At 69.5% G+C, this 17,388-nt stretch carries 29 protein-coding genes and 1 pseudogene; 2 read left to right on the forward strand and 28 right to left on the reverse strand.

All coding sequences use genetic code 11. The features are described 5' to 3' along the window. Positions 1-159 precede the first annotated feature (159 nt). On the reverse strand, positions 160-387 hold the full coding sequence (locus tag ACFCY1_RS40170) for a hypothetical protein (RefSeq protein WP_375877720.1): 228 nt from the start codon (positions 385-387) through the stop codon (positions 160-162). Positions 388-464: 77 nt separating this feature from the next. Between ACFCY1_RS40170 and ACFCY1_RS40175 the strand changes: the two genes are divergently transcribed. Then, positions 465-635: a hypothetical protein gene (locus ACFCY1_RS40175; protein WP_375821568.1), complete on the forward strand. Its 171-nt coding sequence runs from the start codon at positions 465-467 to the stop codon at positions 633-635. Positions 636-857: 222 nt separating this feature from the next. Here the strand turns inward: ACFCY1_RS40175 and ACFCY1_RS40180 are convergent, their stop codons facing one another. The 27 genes and pseudogenes from ACFCY1_RS40180 to ACFCY1_RS40310 all read right to left on the reverse strand — a co-directional run bounded on the left by ACFCY1_RS40180 (position 858) and on the right by ACFCY1_RS40310 (position 15,846). Beyond that, positions 858-1,133, reverse strand: coding sequence for a hypothetical protein (locus ACFCY1_RS40180; protein WP_375821567.1), 276 nt, complete (start codon positions 1,131-1,133; stop codon positions 858-860). 1 nt (position 1,134) lies between these two features. Next, a complete protein-coding gene (locus ACFCY1_RS40185) occupies positions 1,135-1,578 on the reverse strand; it encodes a hypothetical protein (RefSeq protein WP_375821566.1) in 444 nt (147 codons plus the stop codon). 101 nt (positions 1,579-1,679) lie between these two features. After that, a complete protein-coding gene (locus ACFCY1_RS40190) occupies positions 1,680-2,237 on the reverse strand; it encodes a hypothetical protein (RefSeq protein WP_375821565.1) in 558 nt (185 codons plus the stop codon). After that, positions 2,230-2,577 (reverse strand): hypothetical protein, encoded by a 348-nt coding sequence (locus tag ACFCY1_RS40195; protein ID WP_375821564.1) that lies wholly within the window; start codon positions 2,575-2,577, stop codon positions 2,230-2,232. The genes ACFCY1_RS40190 and ACFCY1_RS40195 overlap by 8 nt, the downstream gene beginning before the upstream one ends. After that, on the reverse strand, positions 2,574-3,569 hold the full coding sequence (locus tag ACFCY1_RS40200; protein ID WP_375821563.1) for a hypothetical protein: 996 nt from the start codon (positions 3,567-3,569) through the stop codon (positions 2,574-2,576). Before ACFCY1_RS40200 ends, ACFCY1_RS40195 begins: the two co-directional genes overlap by 4 nt. 33 nt (positions 3,570-3,602) lie before the next feature. After that, positions 3,603-3,785, reverse strand: a complete 183-nt coding sequence (locus ACFCY1_RS40205; RefSeq protein WP_375821562.1) for a hypothetical protein — start codon at positions 3,783-3,785, stop codon at positions 3,603-3,605. A gap of 354 nt (positions 3,786-4,139) precedes the next feature. Continuing rightward, positions 4,140-4,724: pseudogene (locus ACFCY1_RS40210) on the reverse strand (N-acetylmuramoyl-L-alanine amidase); the annotation flags it as partial. Positions 4,725-4,741: 17 nt separating this feature from the next. Continuing rightward, a complete protein-coding gene (locus tag ACFCY1_RS40215) occupies positions 4,742-5,149 on the reverse strand; it encodes a hypothetical protein (protein ID WP_375821561.1) in 408 nt (135 codons plus the stop codon). A 124-nt stretch (positions 5,150-5,273) separates the two neighbouring features. Next, on the reverse strand, positions 5,274-5,654 hold the full coding sequence (locus tag ACFCY1_RS40220; RefSeq protein WP_375821560.1) for a hypothetical protein: 381 nt from the start codon (positions 5,652-5,654) through the stop codon (positions 5,274-5,276). A gap of 52 nt (positions 5,655-5,706) precedes the next feature. Further along, positions 5,707-6,660 (reverse strand): hypothetical protein, encoded by a 954-nt coding sequence (locus tag ACFCY1_RS40225; protein ID WP_375821559.1) that lies wholly within the window; start codon positions 6,658-6,660, stop codon positions 5,707-5,709. Positions 6,661-6,672: 12 nt separating this feature from the next. Next, complete coding sequence (locus ACFCY1_RS40230; RefSeq protein WP_375821558.1) at positions 6,673-7,020, reverse strand: hypothetical protein; 348 nt, start codon at positions 7,018-7,020, stop codon at positions 6,673-6,675. Beyond that, a complete protein-coding gene (locus tag ACFCY1_RS40235) occupies positions 7,017-7,226 on the reverse strand; it encodes a hypothetical protein (RefSeq protein ID WP_375821557.1) in 210 nt (69 codons plus the stop codon). The genes ACFCY1_RS40230 and ACFCY1_RS40235 overlap by 4 nt, the downstream gene beginning before the upstream one ends. Positions 7,227-7,249: 23 nt before the next feature. Then, a complete protein-coding gene (locus tag ACFCY1_RS40240; protein ID WP_375821556.1) occupies positions 7,250-7,723 on the reverse strand; it encodes a hypothetical protein in 474 nt (157 codons plus the stop codon). Next, on the reverse strand, positions 7,723-8,112 hold the full coding sequence (locus ACFCY1_RS40245) for a hypothetical protein (protein WP_375821555.1): 390 nt from the start codon (positions 8,110-8,112) through the stop codon (positions 7,723-7,725). The genes ACFCY1_RS40240 and ACFCY1_RS40245 overlap by 1 nt, the downstream gene beginning before the upstream one ends. Then, complete coding sequence (locus ACFCY1_RS40250; protein ID WP_375821554.1) at positions 8,109-8,843, reverse strand: hypothetical protein; 735 nt, start codon at positions 8,841-8,843, stop codon at positions 8,109-8,111. The genes ACFCY1_RS40245 and ACFCY1_RS40250 overlap by 4 nt, the downstream gene beginning before the upstream one ends. A 10-nt stretch (positions 8,844-8,853) precedes the next feature. Further along, a complete protein-coding gene (locus ACFCY1_RS40255; protein ID WP_375877721.1) occupies positions 8,854-9,249 on the reverse strand; it encodes a hypothetical protein in 396 nt (131 codons plus the stop codon). 18 nt (positions 9,250-9,267) lie between these two features. Then, positions 9,268-10,284, reverse strand: coding sequence for a fibronectin type III domain-containing protein (locus ACFCY1_RS40260; protein ID WP_375821552.1), 1,017 nt, complete (start codon positions 10,282-10,284; stop codon positions 9,268-9,270). Next, positions 10,284-11,132, reverse strand: a complete 849-nt coding sequence (locus tag ACFCY1_RS40265) for a hypothetical protein (protein ID WP_375821551.1) — start codon at positions 11,130-11,132, stop codon at positions 10,284-10,286. Before ACFCY1_RS40265 ends, ACFCY1_RS40260 begins: the two co-directional genes overlap by 1 nt. Positions 11,133-11,252: 120 nt before the next feature. Next, positions 11,253-11,408: a hypothetical protein gene (locus tag ACFCY1_RS40270; RefSeq protein ID WP_375821550.1), complete on the reverse strand. Its 156-nt coding sequence runs from the start codon at positions 11,406-11,408 to the stop codon at positions 11,253-11,255. A gap of 2 nt (positions 11,409-11,410) precedes the next feature. Then, positions 11,411-11,677 carry a hypothetical protein gene (locus ACFCY1_RS40275; RefSeq protein ID WP_375821549.1) on the reverse strand — a complete coding sequence of 89 codons (267 nt, stop codon included), beginning with the start codon at positions 11,675-11,677 and terminating at the stop codon, positions 11,411-11,413. Beyond that, a complete protein-coding gene (locus tag ACFCY1_RS40280; protein ID WP_375821548.1) occupies positions 11,677-12,312 on the reverse strand; it encodes a hypothetical protein in 636 nt (211 codons plus the stop codon). Before ACFCY1_RS40280 ends, ACFCY1_RS40275 begins: the two co-directional genes overlap by 1 nt. Positions 12,313-12,486: 174 nt before the next feature. Then, positions 12,487-13,671: a hypothetical protein gene (locus ACFCY1_RS40285; protein WP_375821547.1), complete on the reverse strand. Its 1,185-nt coding sequence runs from the start codon at positions 13,669-13,671 to the stop codon at positions 12,487-12,489. A gap of 91 nt (positions 13,672-13,762) precedes the next feature. Continuing rightward, positions 13,763-14,467, reverse strand: coding sequence for a hypothetical protein (locus ACFCY1_RS40290; protein WP_375821546.1), 705 nt, complete (start codon positions 14,465-14,467; stop codon positions 13,763-13,765). Continuing rightward, positions 14,445-14,732, reverse strand: a complete 288-nt coding sequence (locus ACFCY1_RS40295) for a hypothetical protein (protein ID WP_375821545.1) — start codon at positions 14,730-14,732, stop codon at positions 14,445-14,447. The genes ACFCY1_RS40290 and ACFCY1_RS40295 overlap by 23 nt, the downstream gene beginning before the upstream one ends. Next, on the reverse strand, positions 14,725-15,330 hold the full coding sequence (locus ACFCY1_RS40300; RefSeq protein ID WP_375821544.1) for a hypothetical protein: 606 nt from the start codon (positions 15,328-15,330) through the stop codon (positions 14,725-14,727). Before ACFCY1_RS40300 ends, ACFCY1_RS40295 begins: the two co-directional genes overlap by 8 nt. Continuing rightward, positions 15,327-15,659, reverse strand: coding sequence for a hypothetical protein (locus tag ACFCY1_RS40305; RefSeq protein ID WP_375821543.1), 333 nt, complete (start codon positions 15,657-15,659; stop codon positions 15,327-15,329). Before ACFCY1_RS40305 ends, ACFCY1_RS40300 begins: the two co-directional genes overlap by 4 nt. Then, positions 15,652-15,846, reverse strand: a complete 195-nt coding sequence (locus tag ACFCY1_RS40310) for a hypothetical protein (protein WP_375821542.1) — start codon at positions 15,844-15,846, stop codon at positions 15,652-15,654. The genes ACFCY1_RS40305 and ACFCY1_RS40310 overlap by 8 nt, the downstream gene beginning before the upstream one ends. 448 nt (positions 15,847-16,294) lie before the next feature. Here ACFCY1_RS40310 and ACFCY1_RS40315 point away from each other — a divergent pair, with 448 nt between their 5' ends. Continuing rightward, entirely contained in the window at positions 16,295-16,606 is a 312-nt protein-coding gene (locus ACFCY1_RS40315; RefSeq protein WP_375821541.1) for a helix-turn-helix domain-containing protein, read from the forward strand. Positions 16,607-17,388 lie beyond the last annotated feature (782 nt).

Raw genomic sequence — 17,388 nt, forward strand, 5'->3', positions numbered from 1 at the left:
GCAGCCGGACCATCCCGTTCGGCGACACGCTGGACGCCCTGCTGCACGGCGGCGACACCGCGAACGCCGTGGTGGTCCGCGAGCTGCGGGTGCCGGCGCGTCCCGCGCCGGGGCTCGGTCCGCTGCGCTCCCCGAGCGGGGGCCGGCCCGCTGCGCGGCCTAGCCGTCGGCGCGCACCCGGGCCCGAACCGCGTCGCACTCATCCTGAGTCAGCTGGCAGTCGTGCAGCATCTGGTCCGCGTTGATGGTGTCGTACTTCCCCTCCATGGTGATCCCCTCCACCCTCCACTGGAGTTCGCACCACAGCGCGTTGTGCAGCGCCTGCCGCTCCCCCGCGTGCCGGTCAAGCCGCACCGTGACGTGTAGACCCTCAGCCTGATATCCCACGCGCGCCAGCGTACCGGCCGATGTGACCGGTACCCTGAGGGCTCATCACACCATCCGGTCGACACACGGAGGTCATCATGGACAAGTGGCAGAAGCGGCAGGCGGAGGCTCTGGCGGAGGAGGAGGGGACCTCCCTGGAGGCCGCGGCGCGCAAGGTGCTGGGGACGACTCCGGCGCGCAAGGTGCCCACGAGCAAGCAGGACGACGGCTCCAAGGAGTCGGGCAAGGGCCAGACGCCGGCGGCCTGAGCGCGGTACGCTGCGCGGGCAGATGGGGCGCCCTTGAGCCGGACGCCACGACGGCCCTCGACTGACGTTCACCAGTCGGGGGCCGTTCTACGAGACGGGACCCCCGACCTTTGGGCAAAGGTCGGGGGTCCCGTCATGTACGATCACCCGTGGGAGTGAAGGGCCTTTCGCGGTCCTCCACTTGAGGCCCCGGGGCTGTGCGGCCCCGGGGCCTCTCCATGTTCAGTGCGAGTACTGCCCGTCGGCGGTGGGGCAGGCCGGGTCGGCACAGGCGCAGTAGGCGCCGGGGGGCTCTTCCTCGGTGGGCACGACGGCCGGCGGGGGGTCGTCGTCGGCCACCTTGCCGCGTAGGGCGGTCAGGAGGTCGGCCTCCGTGGGCACGGGGAGCGGGGTGTCCCGCTGCTCTCGCAGCAGGCGCAGTGCTGCGGTGTACGGGATGCCGCGGGCGGCGGCCAGCTGGCGCGCGGCCTTCTTCTCGCTGGAGCGTTCCTTGGGCATGTCAGTCCTCCACGATGGTCGGTGTGCAGCCGGGTCCGTCGACGGGGCGCGGCTTGCCGAAGCACGGTTCGCCGGCGGGGTGGGTGCAGCCCTTGTCCGCGCGTTCCCGGAGTGCCGCCAGTTCGGCGCGCATGGTGTCGTTGGGGTCGCCGACGTACAGCGCGTACGCGTCGGCCGGCGGTGCCTGGGAGTAGTGCTCATCGGCGCGGCGCTGCCAGATGCTCACCTTCATGGGCCCGTAGTACTGGTGCTGCACGCGGATGTAGCTCACCTGGTGGGTGGCCGCGTGGTACGCCTCCACGAACGGGCCGGGGGCTTCGTCCCAGGATCCCCAGGAGATCATCTCGGGGGGCGTCTGGTCGAAGCGGTAGGCGGCGTAGCAGTAGGGGGCCTGCATGTCGATGCGGGGCATGGTGGCATCGGCCGCGAGCGGCTGCACTTCCATGACCTGGCGGAATCGGTGGCCCTGGCGGAGTCCGAGGTGGTCGGGCTCCTCGGGGCGCCCGCACCCGGGGGCAGAGCAGTGGGGTTCTGTGGGTCGGTCTGTCACGGGAAGTCCACCTCTACGTCGTTTCCCTCGAATGCGATGCTCTGGGTGTTGTAGGCCGATGCGGCGCCGCGCTGGAGGGTGTCTGCGGCGGCCTCGGGTCCGGCGGTGGTCCACGCGCGGATGACTGCGACCATGACGCGTCGCATGCCTTCCAGGGTGGTCGACCGGTGCTCGGTGCGGTTCTTGTAGCCGTTCCAGTTGATCGACGCGGTGACGCTGACCCGGTTGGGTGCGGGGGTGCTGTTCACGCGCTGCCTGAAGCGGGGGATGGTGATCAACCGGTTGTGTGCCGTCTCCAGCTTGCGGAGGTTGCGGGCGGACTGGCCCTTGCCCGCGCGCCAGTCGCGCCAGGTGCGCACCGGGATGCCGGCGGCCTCGGCCGCGCGCGTTATGGCGCTGCGCCGGTCCGTGTCCCCCTTCTTGGGCGTGAACAGGTTCTCCAACTGGTTCATGCGCGCCTGGAGGCCGCGGCGCTGCGTGATGGGGGTGCGTACCTCGTTGCGGGGGTAGCGTGCGCTGAGGGCGGCATCTAGAGCTGCGGCAAGGTCAGGCACGGTCGCTCCCCTCGTCGTCGGCGTAGGCGGTCAGGGTGTCGGGGTCTCCGTGCCAGAGCGCGACTGCGACGGGGTTGTCCCAGATGCGGTCCCAGTAGCCGGTGGTGTAGAGCTGGCGGAGAGTGGCGGCCTGGATCATGCCGTCCCGGTCGGTGACCGTGAGCATGGTCCAGTTGGCCCATATGACGAAGGCGCGGTCGGTGGCGGCCTGTGCGCTGCGGGCGGCCTGCTGGCGGACCAGGGCGCGCAGTCTGCGGGTGGCGGCGCGTGACTGGACGGCCGCGACCGCCGCGGCCACCGAGGTGGCTACGGCGGCCAGGGCCAGGAGGAGGACGGTCACAGGATGTCGTCCCCGTCGGTGTCCAGGACCATGGGCACGTCCTGCGCGCGCTGGTCGGTGCGGACCGGGGCGGCGTTCGGCTTGGGCTTGAGGGCACCGAGCTGGCGTCCGGTCGGGTCGTACTTGAAGGGGGGCTTGGGCTTGCTCATGACCTCGGGGAGGTCCGCGCCGATCACGGTGATCTCGTCGGTGGCACCCATGGAGATGAGGGGCCGGCCGGTCTCGGTCCAGCGCCACGCCTTGCGCCACATCGCGGCGGACGCGTGCGCGAGAACGGCGTGATTCCAGTCGGGGCGCCGGGTGCGGCACTTCTCGCCCGTGAGCATCATCGACAGGGCGGCGGAGTAGCCCTCCTTGAACGCGTCGTACTGGTCCTCGGCCGCCTTGCGGGTGGCGTCGGTCTGCGCCTGGTCGATCGCGTCGAGACGGGTCAGGCGCAGCTCCCGCAGCGTGGCGGACCAGTCGCGGAAGTCGGTGCGCACGTCGCTGGTCCAGGAGTCGTAGATCACCACGTCCGCGAGCGCGCCCTGCTCGTGCAGCTCCAACATGAGCTGGAGCGTGGGGTGGGCCACCCACAGGGACTCTTCCGTCTCGGTGCGGGAGGAATCCCCCAGGGGCGAGACGATCGTGCCCGAGAACGCCCAGTACGGCGTGCGGACGCGGTAGTACCCGGGGAGCACCTGGCGGGGGGAGGGGTACTCCCCGTGGTGGATGCCGCCGGTCTCCTTGAGGTGGGAGTGCGCCACCTGCACCGCGCCGATCGCGGCCAGGTAGGCGCCGTTCGCGTCCAGGGTGAGGGCCTCGCGGTCGGCGGGGATCTCGTGGATGCCGATCCAGTTCCAGTGCGGGATGTAGACGTCCCGGGACGGGGGGGTGACCGGCGCCCGCCAGAACGGCTCACGGCCGTAACGGGCGGGGGGGGTCTGGCGTTCCAGGATGGAGAGGGCCGGGAACATCGGCGGCTGGTCGTCGTCGTTGGGTTCGGGTGACATGTGAGTGTCGATCACAGGTCTGCCTCTTTCGGGTCACTTGGGAGTGATGGGTGTTTCGGACTCCAGAGCGACGCGTACGAGGAGTCGTACGGCGGCGGCCTTGGAGATGCCGAAGCGCTGCGCGGTCCGCTCGATCTGTGCCTTTTCCTGTGCGGTGAACAGGCACGTGATGGGGTGGTCCAGCCGTTCGGCCGGATCTTTGAAAGGGCGGGCCATGCGCATAAACCTAACAGGTTTTCACTGGTCTTGGTAGGGGCCGGGGGACGCGAAACCCCCCGCTCCAGACCGAGTTGACAGGGGGTACAGCAACTCGGGCGGCGCGGGGGGCCGGGGTGGTTCCCTCAACGGGCGGGAGGGGGAACCGATGTGACGTACCGGCACCGTACCCCCATACGGGGACGGTTGCGACTACTTCCCCCGATCCGCCTGGAGGGCATCCACCTCGGCCTCCAGGCGGGCCAGCCGCGCGTCCTGCTGCACGTCCTTGAGCCCGGGCGGCCTGGTCGCGACGGGCGGCTTGGTGGCCGGGGGCTTGGGCTTGGGGTCCGCCGGCGGCTTGGGCTTGCCCGTGAGCCGGGTCTTCACCCGGGCGCGCATGGACGCCATGGTGAACCCGCGGGGGTCGATCTTGCCCGGCTGCCACTCAAGGTGCCCGATCACGGAGCCCTCGTTCCACCCGTGGTGCCGGCACACCGCGGCGGCGGCCCGCTCGATCGCTTCGAGCTGCACCGCGGGCCACGGGTCCTTGCCGTCCCCGAGGTTCTCGCACTCGAACCCGTAGAAGCGCCGGTTGCCGTCGGTGTTCGCCTCGTTGTCCGCGGGCAGTGCCGTCTCTGCGACGACCGCGCGCAGCACATCGTCGTCCCCGAGCCCGGCATGGTTGGCGCGGCCGTAGCCCACCAGGTGCACCTTGCCGTCCTTGGTGATCACGCCGTGGCAGAGCGGCCCGGGTAGACCCTCGTAGCCCTTGCGGCAGATCTCCACGGTCTTGGCGCTGCCCTTGGTCACGGTGTGGTGGATCATCACACCGTTCACGGGCCCCCAGGGCCCCTTGTGGTTGCGGTTGTGGCTGGCGGGGGACTTCCCCTCGGTCTTGACCTCGACCACGGTCAGGCCCTCGGCCCGCAGTGCCTTGGCGAACTCCGGGTAGCTCATCGGATCGGCCATGGTGATCAGTCCTCGTCCACGCGGGAGCCGAACCAGCCGCGCGACGCGGTACGGCGGCGCGGCTTGGGGGTGTCGTCGGCCGCCGCAGAGGTGTCGATGGACTCGGCGCCGGCCCCCTTCTTGTCCGTGCTCTCGGTGGCGCCGGCGTCGTCGGCGCGCTCCTGGGGCGCGGGGTGGAACGGGCGGCTGATCAGGGAATCGATCTTGCCCAGGAGGGTGTCCAGCTTCCCCTCCAGGCCGGTCACCTTGGCCTCCAGGCGGTCCGCCCGGTCGGTGTCCCCCTCCTTGCGTGCCTCGGCGGCCTCCTCCTTGGTGTCCTTGATCTCCTCCTTGACCTCGGCGGCCTCCTCCTTGACCTCGGTCGCGGCCTCGGTGCCCGGGGGGTTCTCGGTGCCGTCGCTCTTGGTGGTCATGGCGTCCTTTCCTGGTGCAGATCGGTCGGGGGCGCACAGGGCGCCGGGGTGAGGGCGGCGCCCCCGAGGTAGACCAGCACGGCCGTGCTGGCCACCGCGAGGACGGCCGTGAGCGCGCGCCGGATCACGGGTGTGCACGCCGTGTGGACGGGCCGGGGGGCCGTGTGGGCTTCACGTTGACAGGGATCGGCTTGACGCCCGCGGCCCGGGTGAGCGCCTGTACGTGCTCGAACACCAGTTGAAGACCGGACGGGGGCGCGCCGTACGTCATGGAGCCCTCCACGCACACCACGACGAACTCCGCCAGGGGCAGGCCGGCCTTGCGTGCGCCCTCCTCCCAACGGTCCTGGAGCACGGGCCCGGCGGGGATGCGGACGGTGTGGTCGCCCAGCAGGAATTGCAGGGTCTCATCCGCGCTCTTGCCCAGCCGCGCGGCCAGGTCGTGCACGCGTTGGTGCGTGTCCACGGACACGCGGATGCTCTTGTACTGCGGCTCGGTTGCCATGGCCGGGACCCTACTCATGTGCGTGCATCCTGTCTACGCGGTGTGCACTAGGTCAGGCGTAAGCGATCCATGACCAGTTGGTGAGCGCGTTCGTGGAGCGGTACGCGCGGATGGTGAAACCGGTTGTGGTCACGCTGTCGACATAGCCACGAATCACCGTGCCGGAGGGGTCGGCCGCGGACCGGGGGTCGATCGTCACCGCGGGCGTGCTGGGGAACGGAGTCGGGAACACGACGTTGACGGACGTGACCCCGCCTCCGGCGCCGGGTGCCGCGGTGGACGCCTGCCCGCCCTGGAGGTTGGCCGCGGTCACCGAACCGGTGATCTCGAACACCTGGGTGACGGCCTCAATCCGGTTGGCGTTGACGGTCGGGGATCCGCCGTGCAGCCGGATGCTCGACTTGGCCGTGTTCACGGTCGTGCTGGGGGACTGGAGGAACAGGGACGGGGTGTCGGCGCCGTGGGTGGAGGTCAGGTTCGTCCCCAGGGCAGCGTCCGCCCACGTGACCCCGGGAACGGTCGCGGGCCGGAGCTGCTGGAGGGCCTGTGCCCCGCCCGCAATGATCTCGATCAGGGACCCGAGGTTGTTGGACCAGACGACACCCGTGTCTGTGTTGATGTTGACCGTGCCGGTCGACCCGAGCACGGTCACCCCGTCCTCGTAGGCGTTGCCGTAGGGGTCGGTGCCGGCCGCTGCTGCGATGGCCAGGACCAGCGTCCCGGGGCCCGGGGTGCCGTCGTAGTAGAACGCCTCACCCCCGAGCGACGTGCCGCCGCGGATCGTGATGTCGTTGAACTCCGCTGACCCGTTCTGGTCGAGGTGCCAGCCGGACACCCCGGGCACGTAGTTCGCGGACTCCAGGGTCCCGCGCACCGTGATGTCGTTGAACTCCGCCGATCCGTCGATCCGCACGCACCAGCCGGACGTGCCCGGCTGGAAGTCCGGAGACTGCAACGCGGGCCGGATCAGCACGATCCCGCCCGCAAGTTCGTCCTGGAACTGCACGACTCTCCCCCTCTACCGCATTGTCATGGTGCCGTACAGCCACGCCGTGGCCACCGAGCCCGGGACCCCGTTGACCCACTCGATCACGAGCGGCTGGGAGGGCTGCACCAGCGTCGACCCCGTAGCGGTCGACTGGTTGCCCATCCAGGACTGCGCGACCCGCTGTCCGCCAACGCCCCCCAGGAACACCCGCACCTGCGGGACGGGGGTCTGCGTGGGGTCCTGCGACGTGGCCACGTTGATGGTGGTCACCAGCCAGGTCCGGAACGACTCAGGGGCCAGCTGGACCACGCCGTGGCCGGACGCGTCCAGGGTCACCGACCCGGACGCGTCCAGCACTTGAGGCGCCGGCGTCGTCATGCCGCTCCCGTGAGCGCGGCCACGGCGTCCGGCCCGCCTATCGCCCCCACCGCCAGGAGGGCCACCGCGCTCATCCATTGGATCTTCCTGGCGTGCTGGTCCTGCGTGACCGCGATCGTCTTCACCTCCCGGCGGAGTCCGTCCACCTTGGTCTGGAGCGTGGCGAGCTGCGCCAGGACCGGGTCTCTCTGCTGCTGCGGGGACATGGGTCCCCCTTCTGTAGGACGGCTCAGGCCGTGGGCGAGATGATGAACCAGGCCACGACGGACGTGTCCGTCGCGTCCGCGGACGTGATGGTGAACGACGTGCCGGCCACCCGGGCGGTGACCCCGACAGCCTTGGGTGTGGTGACCGTTCCGAGGGACTGGACGGTGCACTGGATCCGGGAGTTCGCGGCCACCTTGTTGGTGGCCACCGTGACCGCACCCGCCACCAGGGTGGCCACGCCGCTGGTGGCGCCGGCGCCCTCGGCCACGGCCAGGCCCCCGCCGGCGGTGCCGATGCGGAGGGTGTCCTTGTCCCCGGACCAGAGGGTGAACTGCGCGTCGGCCTGCCCCGCCTCCAGGGCGGTGTACCCGGCAACGGTGAGGTTCCCGCCGACCGTGGCGGCCCCGGTCACATCGAGGGCGCCGGTCACGGCCACGTCGGCGAACTCGACATCGACGCCGGTGCGGATGAGCGGCACGTAGGTGGGAGAGGGCATCACTGGCTCCAGTAGACGGACTCGACACCCACGGCCGTGCTGCCGGTGACCGCGCACACCCACAGCTCATGGGTGTGCCGCACGACGTAGGGCAGGACGGCCGGAATGCGCATCGCGCCCGCGGCCCCCGACTGCGCACCGGCCTGCGTGCTGGAGATCCACACGTCCTGATCCTGCGCGATCAGCGTCGCGTACTGGCGGCGCGGCTCCAGCGCGAGCACCCGCACGGCCACCGCGGCCGTGGCCGTGTCCGTCTTGTAGCCGGGGTACCCGGACGCGGGCAGCTCCCGCACCTCGGTCGGACCGCACACGGACACCGCAACCGGCCGCGTCTCGTACGGCTCGGCCTCCTCCTGGACGATCTCGTCCGGGTCCGGAGTGATGTTCATTTCTTCGCCCCTCCCGTGCCCTTGGGCACTGCCTTGGCCACCTGCTTGACCGCCCCGGTGACCACCGTGTTCTTCACCATGAGGAAGAGGCCGCCCGCGATGAGGACGACGCCGGCGGCGCCGTACGCCACCCGCATCCAGAACGCCGGCGTCGTCAGCGACTCGTACGCGTCCTTGAGCACCGCCACCGCGTCATCCGCCCATTCGGGGGTGAGCGCGTCGTCCAGAGCGTCACCGATGCCGCTGTCCGGGAGGGTGTCCGCGATCGTCCCGAGCGGCTTGCCGACCACCTTCGCGTACTCCGCCCGCTTGTCCGCGGAGAGCTTCTTGAGGTCGGCCGCGGCCTTCTTGCCGCGCGCAAGGTGGGTGAGCCGGGACGCCTGCCACGCCCCCCACCCCTGCTGCTTGTAGATCTTGTAGCCGTACTGCGCGGACCGGGTGGGAACCGTCCAGTCCTCCTTGCCCCCGGCAAAGAAGTCCGGCCACGCACTCCGGCTGATCTGGAACAGACCGAAATGGCCCTGTTTGTAGGTGTTGTAGATGAACGGGTGGCGGCCCGACTCCGCGATGACCACCGAGACAGCCTCGGCGATCTTGTCCTCGGGCCACCCTCCCTCGGCCACCGCCACGGCAATGCCGACGTCTTCCAGCTCAGCCTTGTTGTCCTGGAAGTACTTGACCTTGCCGGGGTAGGCATCCCCGCCCGGGGGGATGCCGTACTTGTCCGCCACCGCGTCCGCCTCAGACCGCTACGCCGTAGACCGGCGTCGTCGGGAGCTGCTGCACGCTGGCGACCTGGTCGCCCACCACACCCTCCGGGCCCTTGGCCGGCGCCGGGATCAGGGAGGCGGCCTTGCCCGAGAGGGAGTCCACCTTGTCCGCATGGCGCGTGGTCCAGGACGCGGCCACCACCACCGACCCCCCGAGGGTGAACACGGCCGGGCTCTTGGTGAGCAGCGCGACCAGGGAGACGAGACCGGCCGCGGTCCACGCGGCCACCCGCTCCGAGGACTGCACGTCCTTGTTGTTCGGCTCCAGCGACCGGATGTCGGCCACCGGCGGCAGCGCCATCTGGTACGCGCCGTAGGCCATCACTCCCGTGGCGAGAGCGATCGAAATCTCTGCATCAGGCTTCATCGACATGTCGCCCTCCTCCTACTTCTTGGTCTTGACGGTGAGTGCCCCGGACATGGGGCCGGGGTTCTGGCCGGACGTGTCGGCCGCGACCTGCACCCGGTACGACGTGTTCGCGCGACGCCCGGTGAAGTCCCGGTACGGGCTGTCGCTCGCGCCCTCGGGCTTGCCGTTGACGTACCAGCGGTAGAACTGCGCGCCGCGCACCGCGGTGCAGCTCACGCGGAAGCTGCTGCGGGTGACCGCGGACGACTTCAGGCCGCCCGGCTTGGCGAGCGCGGTCGCCTTGGTCTTGACGGTGAAGTTCGAACTGTTGCTGCCGATCTTGCCGACCGAGTTCACCGCGCGGACGTAGTAGGTGTAGGACCGGTTGGGGACCAGGTTGCGGCCCTGCCAGAACGTGTCCTGCGACGTGCCGACCGGCTCCGTGTTCCCGGTCTGGTAGATCCGGTAGTAGTCGGCCCCGGTGACCTTGTCCCACTGCACACCGATCTGCGTGTCCGAGTGCGTACCCCACGCCCGCACGTTGGTCGGGCCCGGCAGGGTGCCCGAGCCCACCGCGGCCTCCTCCTGGACGGAGTACGGCCCGCCGATCGGGGGCTGTCCCACCTGCGCCAGAGCGGCCCGCGCGATCCCCGCCTCGGTCTTGTCCAGCGCGCGGCGGGCCAGGAACTCCCCGAGCGCGTTGCCCACGGTCTGAGGGTCGTAGCCCATGTTCGTGAGCAGCTCGGTCGCGCGCTGCGACCACTCGGCGTTGTCGTCGATCGCGTTCGGGTTGGTGCCGTCCGTCACCGTGCTGCCGTTGTTCCCGGTGACCTCGGTCGCCCCGCCCGAGGTGGACAGCCCGTACTCGGACAGGTCGTCGCTGGTGTACATGCCGTCCGCGCCCGGGTCCACGGGCGCCTCCTGCGAGGCCACGTACCAGCGGTAGGCGACGTAGGCCGCCGCGATGCCCGCCGGGATGTAGATGTACTTCTTCTTGATCTTCCCGGCGCCCGGCACGTCCACCGTGCCGCCCATGAACTCCCCCTCGGGCATCAGATGGCCCCGTCCACGGGCACCCCGTAGCCGGTCGGCGTGACCGACTCGCCCAGCTCCGACAGCCACGTGTTCGCGGCGAGCTGGCCCATGACCGGGGTGTTGTAGTACCGGCCGCCCACCAGCGGATCCCGGGCCGTGACCGGTGCGGTCTGCCGGTCATAGAACTGCGCCGGCTTGTCGATGAACATCGGCTGGTTCACGAAGTACGGGCTCTCGAACCCGTAGTGGACCCGAGCACCGCCGCGGCCTTCCGCGTACTGGTCCCCGTCCGGGTTGTTCGCCGCGTAGCTGTTGGTGCCCGCGATGAACTTGTCCACCCCGGCGCCCGACGGCTCCCCCCAGATCTGGCGGGGGAAGCCCACCAGCCGCTCCAGGAAGGACGATCCCTCCACACCGACGGGGTTCGCCTGCCGGTACGGCAGGGTGTCGTCCCCGCTGGAGTGCACACCCGCCACCCCGCCCACGTGCGGACTGCCCGCGATCGAGCCGCGCGCCGCCCGGGCCCAGGAGGTGTCGACGTCCGCGTTGTGCGGATTCCCCTGGGACCAGGCCGGCGCACTGCCCGCCGGGGTGCCGCCCGACCCCACCGGGGTCGAGGACAAGGAGGGTGCGTTCCAGCCGAGAGAGGGCTGACCCACCACGATGGCGCGCGGGATGCCGTCCTCCAGGGTGAGGCCGGCGTACTCCGCTCCCATCTCCGGAGAGACGCTGATCTCGTCGGCGCGGAAGTCGGGCACTCCCTCAGGGCCGGACGGGTTGGTGTGCGCCGGGTCCGGTTCGCCCGGCGCGATCTTGGGTTCGCCCGGCGCGTTGAGGCGCAGGAGGTTCCCGGAGTAGCGGGCCATGGGCCCCTCCCTCAGCTCAGAGTACGCTTGCCCCACGACAGCATGGCGTTACCGATGGCCATGCCGACCGCGAGTCCGGCACCGAAGATCACTGCGTTGCGAAGGTTGGTCGACATGCCGTCACCTCTTGGGCGAGGCCATGGCCGTAGCCAGGGACCCGCGGAACAGGTAGTTGACGGAGTCGATCACCTTCGAGGTCTGGCGGCCCGGGAGGATCAGCGTCGTGGCCATGGCCACGCCGATGATCCCCATGGCCACCCGCTCGACGGTGGTCATGATCAATTCCTTTCGTTGAACCATCGGAGTGCAGACTCCGAGGGGCTTGGGACCTTGGGGTCGACGCGGGCCAGGACCACCGTGATCAGGGCCAAGTACGCGACGTGCACCGCACCCCTGCCCACCACCCGCTCCGCACCCGCGAACAGGACGGCCGCGATGGCGGTGCCGATGGGCACCTTCCAGTCCATGGCCTCGTCGTTGAAGATCGTTCGGTTGGCGACCGTGATCGCGCCGATCGCGAGCACGGGCCCGGTGGAGGCCGCCATCACGCCCACCCCCGGTAGCGGCGGATCTCGTACTTCCCGGTGTTGGCCATGAGGTTGTCCAGCGTGTCTCTCTGCACGTTGCGGCGCTTGTTCTGCATGCCGATCCCGTTGGAACCGTCGGTGCAGAGCACCATGTGACGGGCGTTGACCGCGATGTCCCCCATGCGCGGGCTGCCCACCTTCACCCACTGGCCCGAGGCCAGATAGGCGCCGGTGGTCGACCCACCGGGCGGCTCGATCCCGATGTCCAGCAGGCTCTTGCCGACGAACGACGCGCAGTCGGAGTAGCCCTTCTTCCAGCGCTCGTCCTGCGAGTACTTCTCGTTGCCGTGGGAGACGCTGGCCGCGGTCACGAGCGTGGACGGCTTCTGGAGGGCCTTGGGCATCTTGGACTTCTTGTAGACGCCCTTCCAGTCCGTCGTGCCGTACCCGCCGGGCACGTAGTTCGGGTCCGCCTCACCACCCGAGCCCGTGATCACCTTGCCCTCGGTGGACACCGCCGGCGGAGCACCGGAGGTCACGTCCTTGAGGGCCTGGAGGGGCGAGACGTCCCGCAGGGCGGCATACAGCAGCACCCCACCGCCGGCCGCGATGGCCAGGTGGAGACTGGAGATCTGCCCGCCGCTCTGCGCCACGACGGATCAGCCCTTGACCTTGGCGAGCAGCTTGCCGCCGAAGAACGTGCCGATGGCCAGGTACACGAGCTTGCCGAGGTCCGGCATCAGAAGATTCATGATCCTTTTTCCTTTCGTCCAGGTCAGACGGGGTGAGGGGGCCAGGACGCGCGCGCCCTGGCCGTGGGCCTGGTGCTACCGGCCACCGGTGAGCTGACGGGGGTCGTCCCCCACCGGGCTCATGTAGTTCTTGGTGATCGTCAGGGTGTGCGCACCCGATCCGCCGATGACCCCGGAGAGCTGGACGGCCGTGGACGGGGTGATCGGCTGGTACCGGAACCCGTTCTCGGCACCCGGCTGGAGACCGAAGTCGTCCAGCCAGTGGAGGACGTACACACCGTCGGGCTTCGAGTTCTTGGCCGCGGCCGTGTTGCCGTCCGCGTCCGCGGTCAGCCCGTAGTCCTCGCTCATCTCCGACTCCCACGTGAGCGGGGAGCGGGAGTAGACCTTGACCTTGTCGATCTCCGTCTCCCACAGGGAGGGGAAGTCCGCCTCACCCTGCGCGCGGGAACCGGCCGCGTCGCGCAGCTCGAAGATGAGCACGCGCAGGAGGCCGCCGAACGTGGCCATGCGCTGGTTGTAGGCGCCCGCGCTGAGCTGGATCGTCTCCACGTCGGTGTACAGGATCGACCCGACGCCGTTCGGGGTCGGGGAGACCCCGTTGCCCTTGTAGTCGCGGTTGTCCGAGGTGGCCCAACCGCGCTGCTGCACCTGGACGTTGACGGAGGCCGCGTTCGTCGGCGCCGTGCTGTAGACCTGGTTGATCGCGTTGATCGTGATCTTCAGCTTGAACGTCGCGGACGCGTTCCGGTTGGGCAAACTGCCCATCGCGTCGCGCCGCCGCACCTGGATCGGCACCCTGAGCTGGAAACGGTACGAGCCGCCCGTGCCGCCGGCGCCCGCGGTCAGGGTGTAGATGCCGTTCGCGCGGGGGTCGCCGTTGAAGACGAACCCGCCGAACTGGTTCAGGACGCGCAGTTGGTGCCCGGTGAGCGGGCCCATGATCTGCTTGCCGCCGATGTCCTCCACGATCACCGACTGGAGGACCGAGAACGGCCCGTCCGCCTGGAAGGCAACGGTCGCGGCGTTGGACGCGGTCGTCGCGGTGACGCGGATCAGCGCGCCCGACAGGTACCCGTCCACCTGGAACTCGTACGGCTGGAGCGTCTGGGTGGCGGTGTTCTGCGTGACGGTCTGGGTGTAGACCTCGGACTCCAGGGTCCGGGTCCCGGTGACGAACGGGCGAGCGGCAACAACCTGCTGCTCCTTGCCCTTGCCGTTCTTGGACTGCGCCGGAGCCTCGGTCGCGGTCATGGTCATGTGGGTTCCTCCCTCAGTGCCCGACCGAGCGGGCAGAGTTTGTTAAGTAGGGAAACATATTCGGTTGCCTAAGGCAACCAAATGGGAAAGATCAAGGGCCGACCACGCACATCTGCCCCGCCTCCTGCCGGATGTACAGCCAGTGGAACTTGGGCAGGCGCCGCACCACGTCCACCACCAGGTCCGGGTCCACACCCGCGATCTCCCCGAACCGGTCCTGCGACCGCTTGTCCTTGATGTTCGCCAGGAACAGGTGTTGCGCCTGGTCGTACATCTCCAGCGGCACCATGGCCGGACGCTGCGTCGCCCCCCACAGACCCGACCCCAGGGACCGGCCCTTGGTCCAGATCCGGGTGAGGTCCCGCTTCATGTCCATCTCCCGGACCAGGGACACCACCTCATCATCGAAGATGATGTTGTCCCCCTTGACGTACAGCCGCTTGTGCATCTCCTTGAACACCCGCTCGTGCCGGATCTCGTCGGCCGCCGGATCGTTCGTGTGGTGCGGCCACACCACCCACCCGTTCACCTTGGGCATGCCCGGAGCACGCGGCGGAGGGGGAAACGTGAGCGTGCGCTTCCAGCGGTCGTGCTGGGCCAGGAACTCGCCCACGGTCTTGTCCTTGGCCTTCATGACCGTGATGTACCCGGTCAGGTCATCCGACACGGACCGCGCGAGGAGCTGGAGCGCAAGGCGCGTCTTGCCCGAACCGGTCGGGCCGATGAACGACACGTGCTCACCCGCGCCGTACTCCCACACCGAGGAGAGGAACCTACGCCGCTCGATCAGCCTCACGCTCTGGCTCGGTGCCGCCCGCGGCGCCCTGGTCCTGGCCATCCCCACCCCCCAGCTCCCCCACGCCGTACCGCTCCCGCAGCCTCAGCGCCTCGGACTCCCACTCGCCGCACACCTTCAGCAGCTCCGAGTACCGGCGCTTCCACGCGATGATCCGCGCCTCGGCCAGCACCAGCGCGTGCTGAGTCCGGCCGCACCGCACCAGCGCAGCCTCGTACGCGTCCTCGGACGACACCTCGGTGTCGTACTGCACCTCGTCAGACATGGGCCATCACCCGGGGCGTGGGGACCTGGCCGCGCTCGTGCTGGACGGGCGGCTCGGTCGGCGCCGGCCGCTGCTTGGCCATCGCGGCCCCGCGCTGGTCCAGGATCCGCTCGATGTCCTCACGGCTCTTGGCACCCATCATCTGCGCGATGTGCGGCGGCACCTTGCCCAGGAGGTGACCGAACTGGACGAAGGTCATGATGCCGACCCCGAGCACGCCGCCGACCGCACCCACGCCCCCGAGGCGCTCCAGCACGGCCGCGAGCCGCGGCTGTTCCACGGCCAGGTCCGCCAGCGCGTCCGACCACGCCGGCGCCACCTCGGCCGCCGCGAACCCGAGCACCGGATCGGCCATCGACAGACCAGCGACCGGCAGCGCCAGGACATCGTCCACCGCCTTGCGGTACTTCTCGCGCGCGGGACCCGTCGGCGTCTTCGTGCTCCGGGACCTCGAGGCCGGCCGCTGCTTGCCGCCCCCGCTCGTGCCCGTGCCCGCGTCGCTGCGCTTCTTGCGGAAGCTCCCGTCCTTGTTGAGGGTCGGGTTTCCGTCCTTGTCCGCCGCGTGGATCTCGGGGTCGAAGATCTCGTCTGCGCTCACAGGAGTGCCTCCGGGTTGAAGTAGGTCGCGGGGTCGGCCAGCTTCAGGCCGGCGTCGTAGAGGTCCTCGCACGTGTCGAGGAACAAGCGCAGCTCCCCGAGCGTCGGTATGCCGGTCAGGCACAGATACGCACACTGCGTCTCGTGGAGCTGGAACCGGGTCGCGTCCACCTTGGTCGGGTACGCCTTCATGTCGCACGAGCCGTCCGACAAGCTGATGGCCAGCCAGGAACCGTGCGCCTCGGGCCCGTTGACCGTTTCGAAGAGCAGCACGTGTCCGTGCGCGCGGCGCGCCCGTTCTGCCTTGGGGTCAAGGGGGGTGTCAGCCATGGCCGTTCACCCGCGTGTCGTGCACCAGCAGCGCGGCCACGATGAGCGCGGTCACCGCGACCGCGGTCAGTGCGATGTTCAGGGTGGCCTGAGACTCCGCAGCGGTGCCGATTTTTCTGCTCGTGTCCCTTACGTCCGCCGTAGTTTGCTCGAAGCTAAGTAGCTTGTCCGCAAGTGGATTCCTCATGGAGATAATGTACATGCATACATAGGGCAATAGGTCTGGTCTGTCACAGACTTGTGTACGGGCGCGATCGTCCGAAACGCGCAGCCCGGTGTATGGTGAGGCAAGAAGTTGACCCCCGGTGATCGACACTCACCGGGGGTCACGGCGGCCCAACCCGTCTTGTCGAGGGGTCTTGAGCCGCTGGGACGTTGAAGTCGCCCTAAGAAAGACCAGCGGCAACCCCACGGGTGAGCTGCTTCGTGAAGAGTAGCACGGTCTCTCTGAGTCGACATTTTCTGCGCCTAGCGTCTACAGATTTTCTCCACATTCGGATGGTTGCCCTCTGACCTGCGGAAATTTTCGCGGACCAGATATTTCCATCTGGAACGAAAAAACGCCCGCAGGTGGACAAAACCGCAGGTCAAACACTTGCGGAAAGACGCTACCCGGGCGGACGGAGAAAAATATCGTGACCGAGGCCACATCCCCCCTCCCGCAGTACATGACCGTAGCCGAGGTAGCTGAAGAGCTGCGCGTCACGCCCATGACTGTCTACCGCTGGATTGCGGACGGGGAGATCCCCGCCCTGAAGCTGGGCAGGCGCACGTACCGCATCTTCCGCGAGGACTACCTGGCCTACCGCGACCAGCGCCACCAGGACGCCCACGACCGCGCGGACGCCGCCGGTAGGCCGGCCCCCGCACCCCACGTCCCCGGACAGACCGAGTTCCCCATGCCACGGGTCATGCCCGGACCCATCGACGGCATCGCAGCCCTGTGACCGCCCGTCGCGAATACCGCGGCCCCCGCTGCACCTCGTGCGGCCACCCCGGACAACTCACCGATGGCTCCTGCGCGTCCTGCCTGACCGACCCCGCAGCCATCCCCGAAGACCCCACGCCGACGCGGCCTCCTGCTGCGCCGGCACCTCGGCCTGCCCGCGTGGCCATCCCCGCATGGCTCGCGATCGAGTCGGCCGCGTCCGCTCGCGCACGCCAGCACCGGGCGGCCCGCGGCAACTGACCACCCCTGGACAACTCCACAGAGGCGCCCTTCCCCGGGCTCGCCAGCGCGACGGGACGACGTGACGCGCTGGCACCCGCACCTACCCTTGGCAGCTCGGTGCACTGCCCGCCGGCTGATCCCCGGTGTAACGCCGTTAGACGGAGTGCCGCACAGCCGACCCTCTTCACTCGGCAACGATCTCTCCCGAGACGATCACGCAAACGGTGGGCCTGGAGCCCTGCGCGATCGACCCCCGGGACCAGGTGCCGCGCACACGCGCGAGCGGGCAAGCACTCTGGGGGAGTAGGTCCGGGACGGACCGGTACGGTCGCGGTAGCGACCGCCCTAGACCTCAGCCGGGTTGGGGGGTGCAGACGCCGGCCGGTGGGGGGTACGAGATCAGCACGAGCGAAAGCCCCGGGACGGGGCGCTACCATCGCGGGACGCGATTGTCAATCACGCGCTGCGAAGCAGCAGGCGGGAGTGGTGCGCGGCAGCCCGGGCGGCACCTCCATCGGGGCCCGGGTGCCGGTCGAGCCGGCCGCGGAGGTCTCGCGC

Source organism: Kitasatospora sp. NPDC056273, assembly GCF_042268845.1.
GTDB lineage: Bacteria > Actinomycetota > Actinomycetes > Streptomycetales > Streptomycetaceae > Kitasatospora.

Excerpts from the sequence above, each read along its gene's own strand:
- ACFCY1_RS40215 (WP_375821561.1), bottom strand. The coding sequence starts at position 5,149 with ATGACCACCAAGAGCGACGGCACCGAGAACCCCCCGGGCACCGAGGCC.
- ACFCY1_RS40180 (WP_375821567.1), bottom strand. The coding sequence starts at position 1,133 with ATGCCCAAGGAACGCTCCAGCGAGAAGAAGGCCGCGCGCCAGCTGGCC.
- ACFCY1_RS40310 (WP_375821542.1), bottom strand. The coding sequence starts at position 15,846 with ATGAGGAATCCACTTGCGGACAAGCTACTTAGCTTCGAGCAAACTACG.
- ACFCY1_RS40305 (WP_375821543.1), bottom strand. The coding sequence starts at position 15,659 with ATGGCTGACACCCCCCTTGACCCCAAGGCAGAACGGGCGCGCCGCGCG.
- ACFCY1_RS40230 (WP_375821558.1), bottom strand. The coding sequence starts at position 7,020 with ATGACGACGCCGGCGCCTCAAGTGCTGGACGCGTCCGGGTCGGTGACC.
- ACFCY1_RS40220 (WP_375821560.1), bottom strand. The coding sequence starts at position 5,654 with ATGGCAACCGAGCCGCAGTACAAGAGCATCCGCGTGTCCGTGGACACG.
- ACFCY1_RS40255 (WP_375877721.1), bottom strand. The coding sequence starts at position 9,249 with ATGAAGCCTGATGCAGAGATTTCGATCGCTCTCGCCACGGGAGTGATG.
- ACFCY1_RS40260 (WP_375821552.1), bottom strand. The coding sequence starts at position 10,284 with ATGCCCGAGGGGGAGTTCATGGGCGGCACGGTGGACGTGCCGGGCGCC.
- ACFCY1_RS40185 (WP_375821566.1), bottom strand. The coding sequence starts at position 1,578 with ATGGAAGTGCAGCCGCTCGCGGCCGATGCCACCATGCCCCGCATCGAC.
- ACFCY1_RS40285 (WP_375821547.1), bottom strand. The coding sequence starts at position 13,671 with ATGACCATGACCGCGACCGAGGCTCCGGCGCAGTCCAAGAACGGCAAG.
- ACFCY1_RS40200 (WP_375821563.1), bottom strand. The coding sequence starts at position 3,569 with ATGTCACCCGAACCCAACGACGACGACCAGCCGCCGATGTTCCCGGCC.
- ACFCY1_RS40270 (WP_375821550.1), bottom strand. The coding sequence starts at position 11,408 with ATGACCACCGTCGAGCGGGTGGCCATGGGGATCATCGGCGTGGCCATG.
- ACFCY1_RS40175 (WP_375821568.1), top strand. The coding sequence starts at position 465 with ATGGACAAGTGGCAGAAGCGGCAGGCGGAGGCTCTGGCGGAGGAGGAG.
- ACFCY1_RS40295 (WP_375821545.1), bottom strand. The coding sequence starts at position 14,732 with ATGTCTGACGAGGTGCAGTACGACACCGAGGTGTCGTCCGAGGACGCG.
- ACFCY1_RS40235 (WP_375821557.1), bottom strand. The coding sequence starts at position 7,226 with ATGTCCCCGCAGCAGCAGAGAGACCCGGTCCTGGCGCAGCTCGCCACG.
- ACFCY1_RS40245 (WP_375821555.1), bottom strand. The coding sequence starts at position 8,112 with ATGAACATCACTCCGGACCCGGACGAGATCGTCCAGGAGGAGGCCGAG.
- ACFCY1_RS40240 (WP_375821556.1), bottom strand. The coding sequence starts at position 7,723 with ATGCCCTCTCCCACCTACGTGCCGCTCATCCGCACCGGCGTCGATGTC.
- ACFCY1_RS40205 (WP_375821562.1), bottom strand. The coding sequence starts at position 3,785 with ATGGCCCGCCCTTTCAAAGATCCGGCCGAACGGCTGGACCACCCCATC.
- ACFCY1_RS40275 (WP_375821549.1), bottom strand. The coding sequence starts at position 11,677 with ATGGCGGCCTCCACCGGGCCCGTGCTCGCGATCGGCGCGATCACGGTC.
- ACFCY1_RS40265 (WP_375821551.1), bottom strand. The coding sequence starts at position 11,132 with ATGGCCCGCTACTCCGGGAACCTCCTGCGCCTCAACGCGCCGGGCGAA.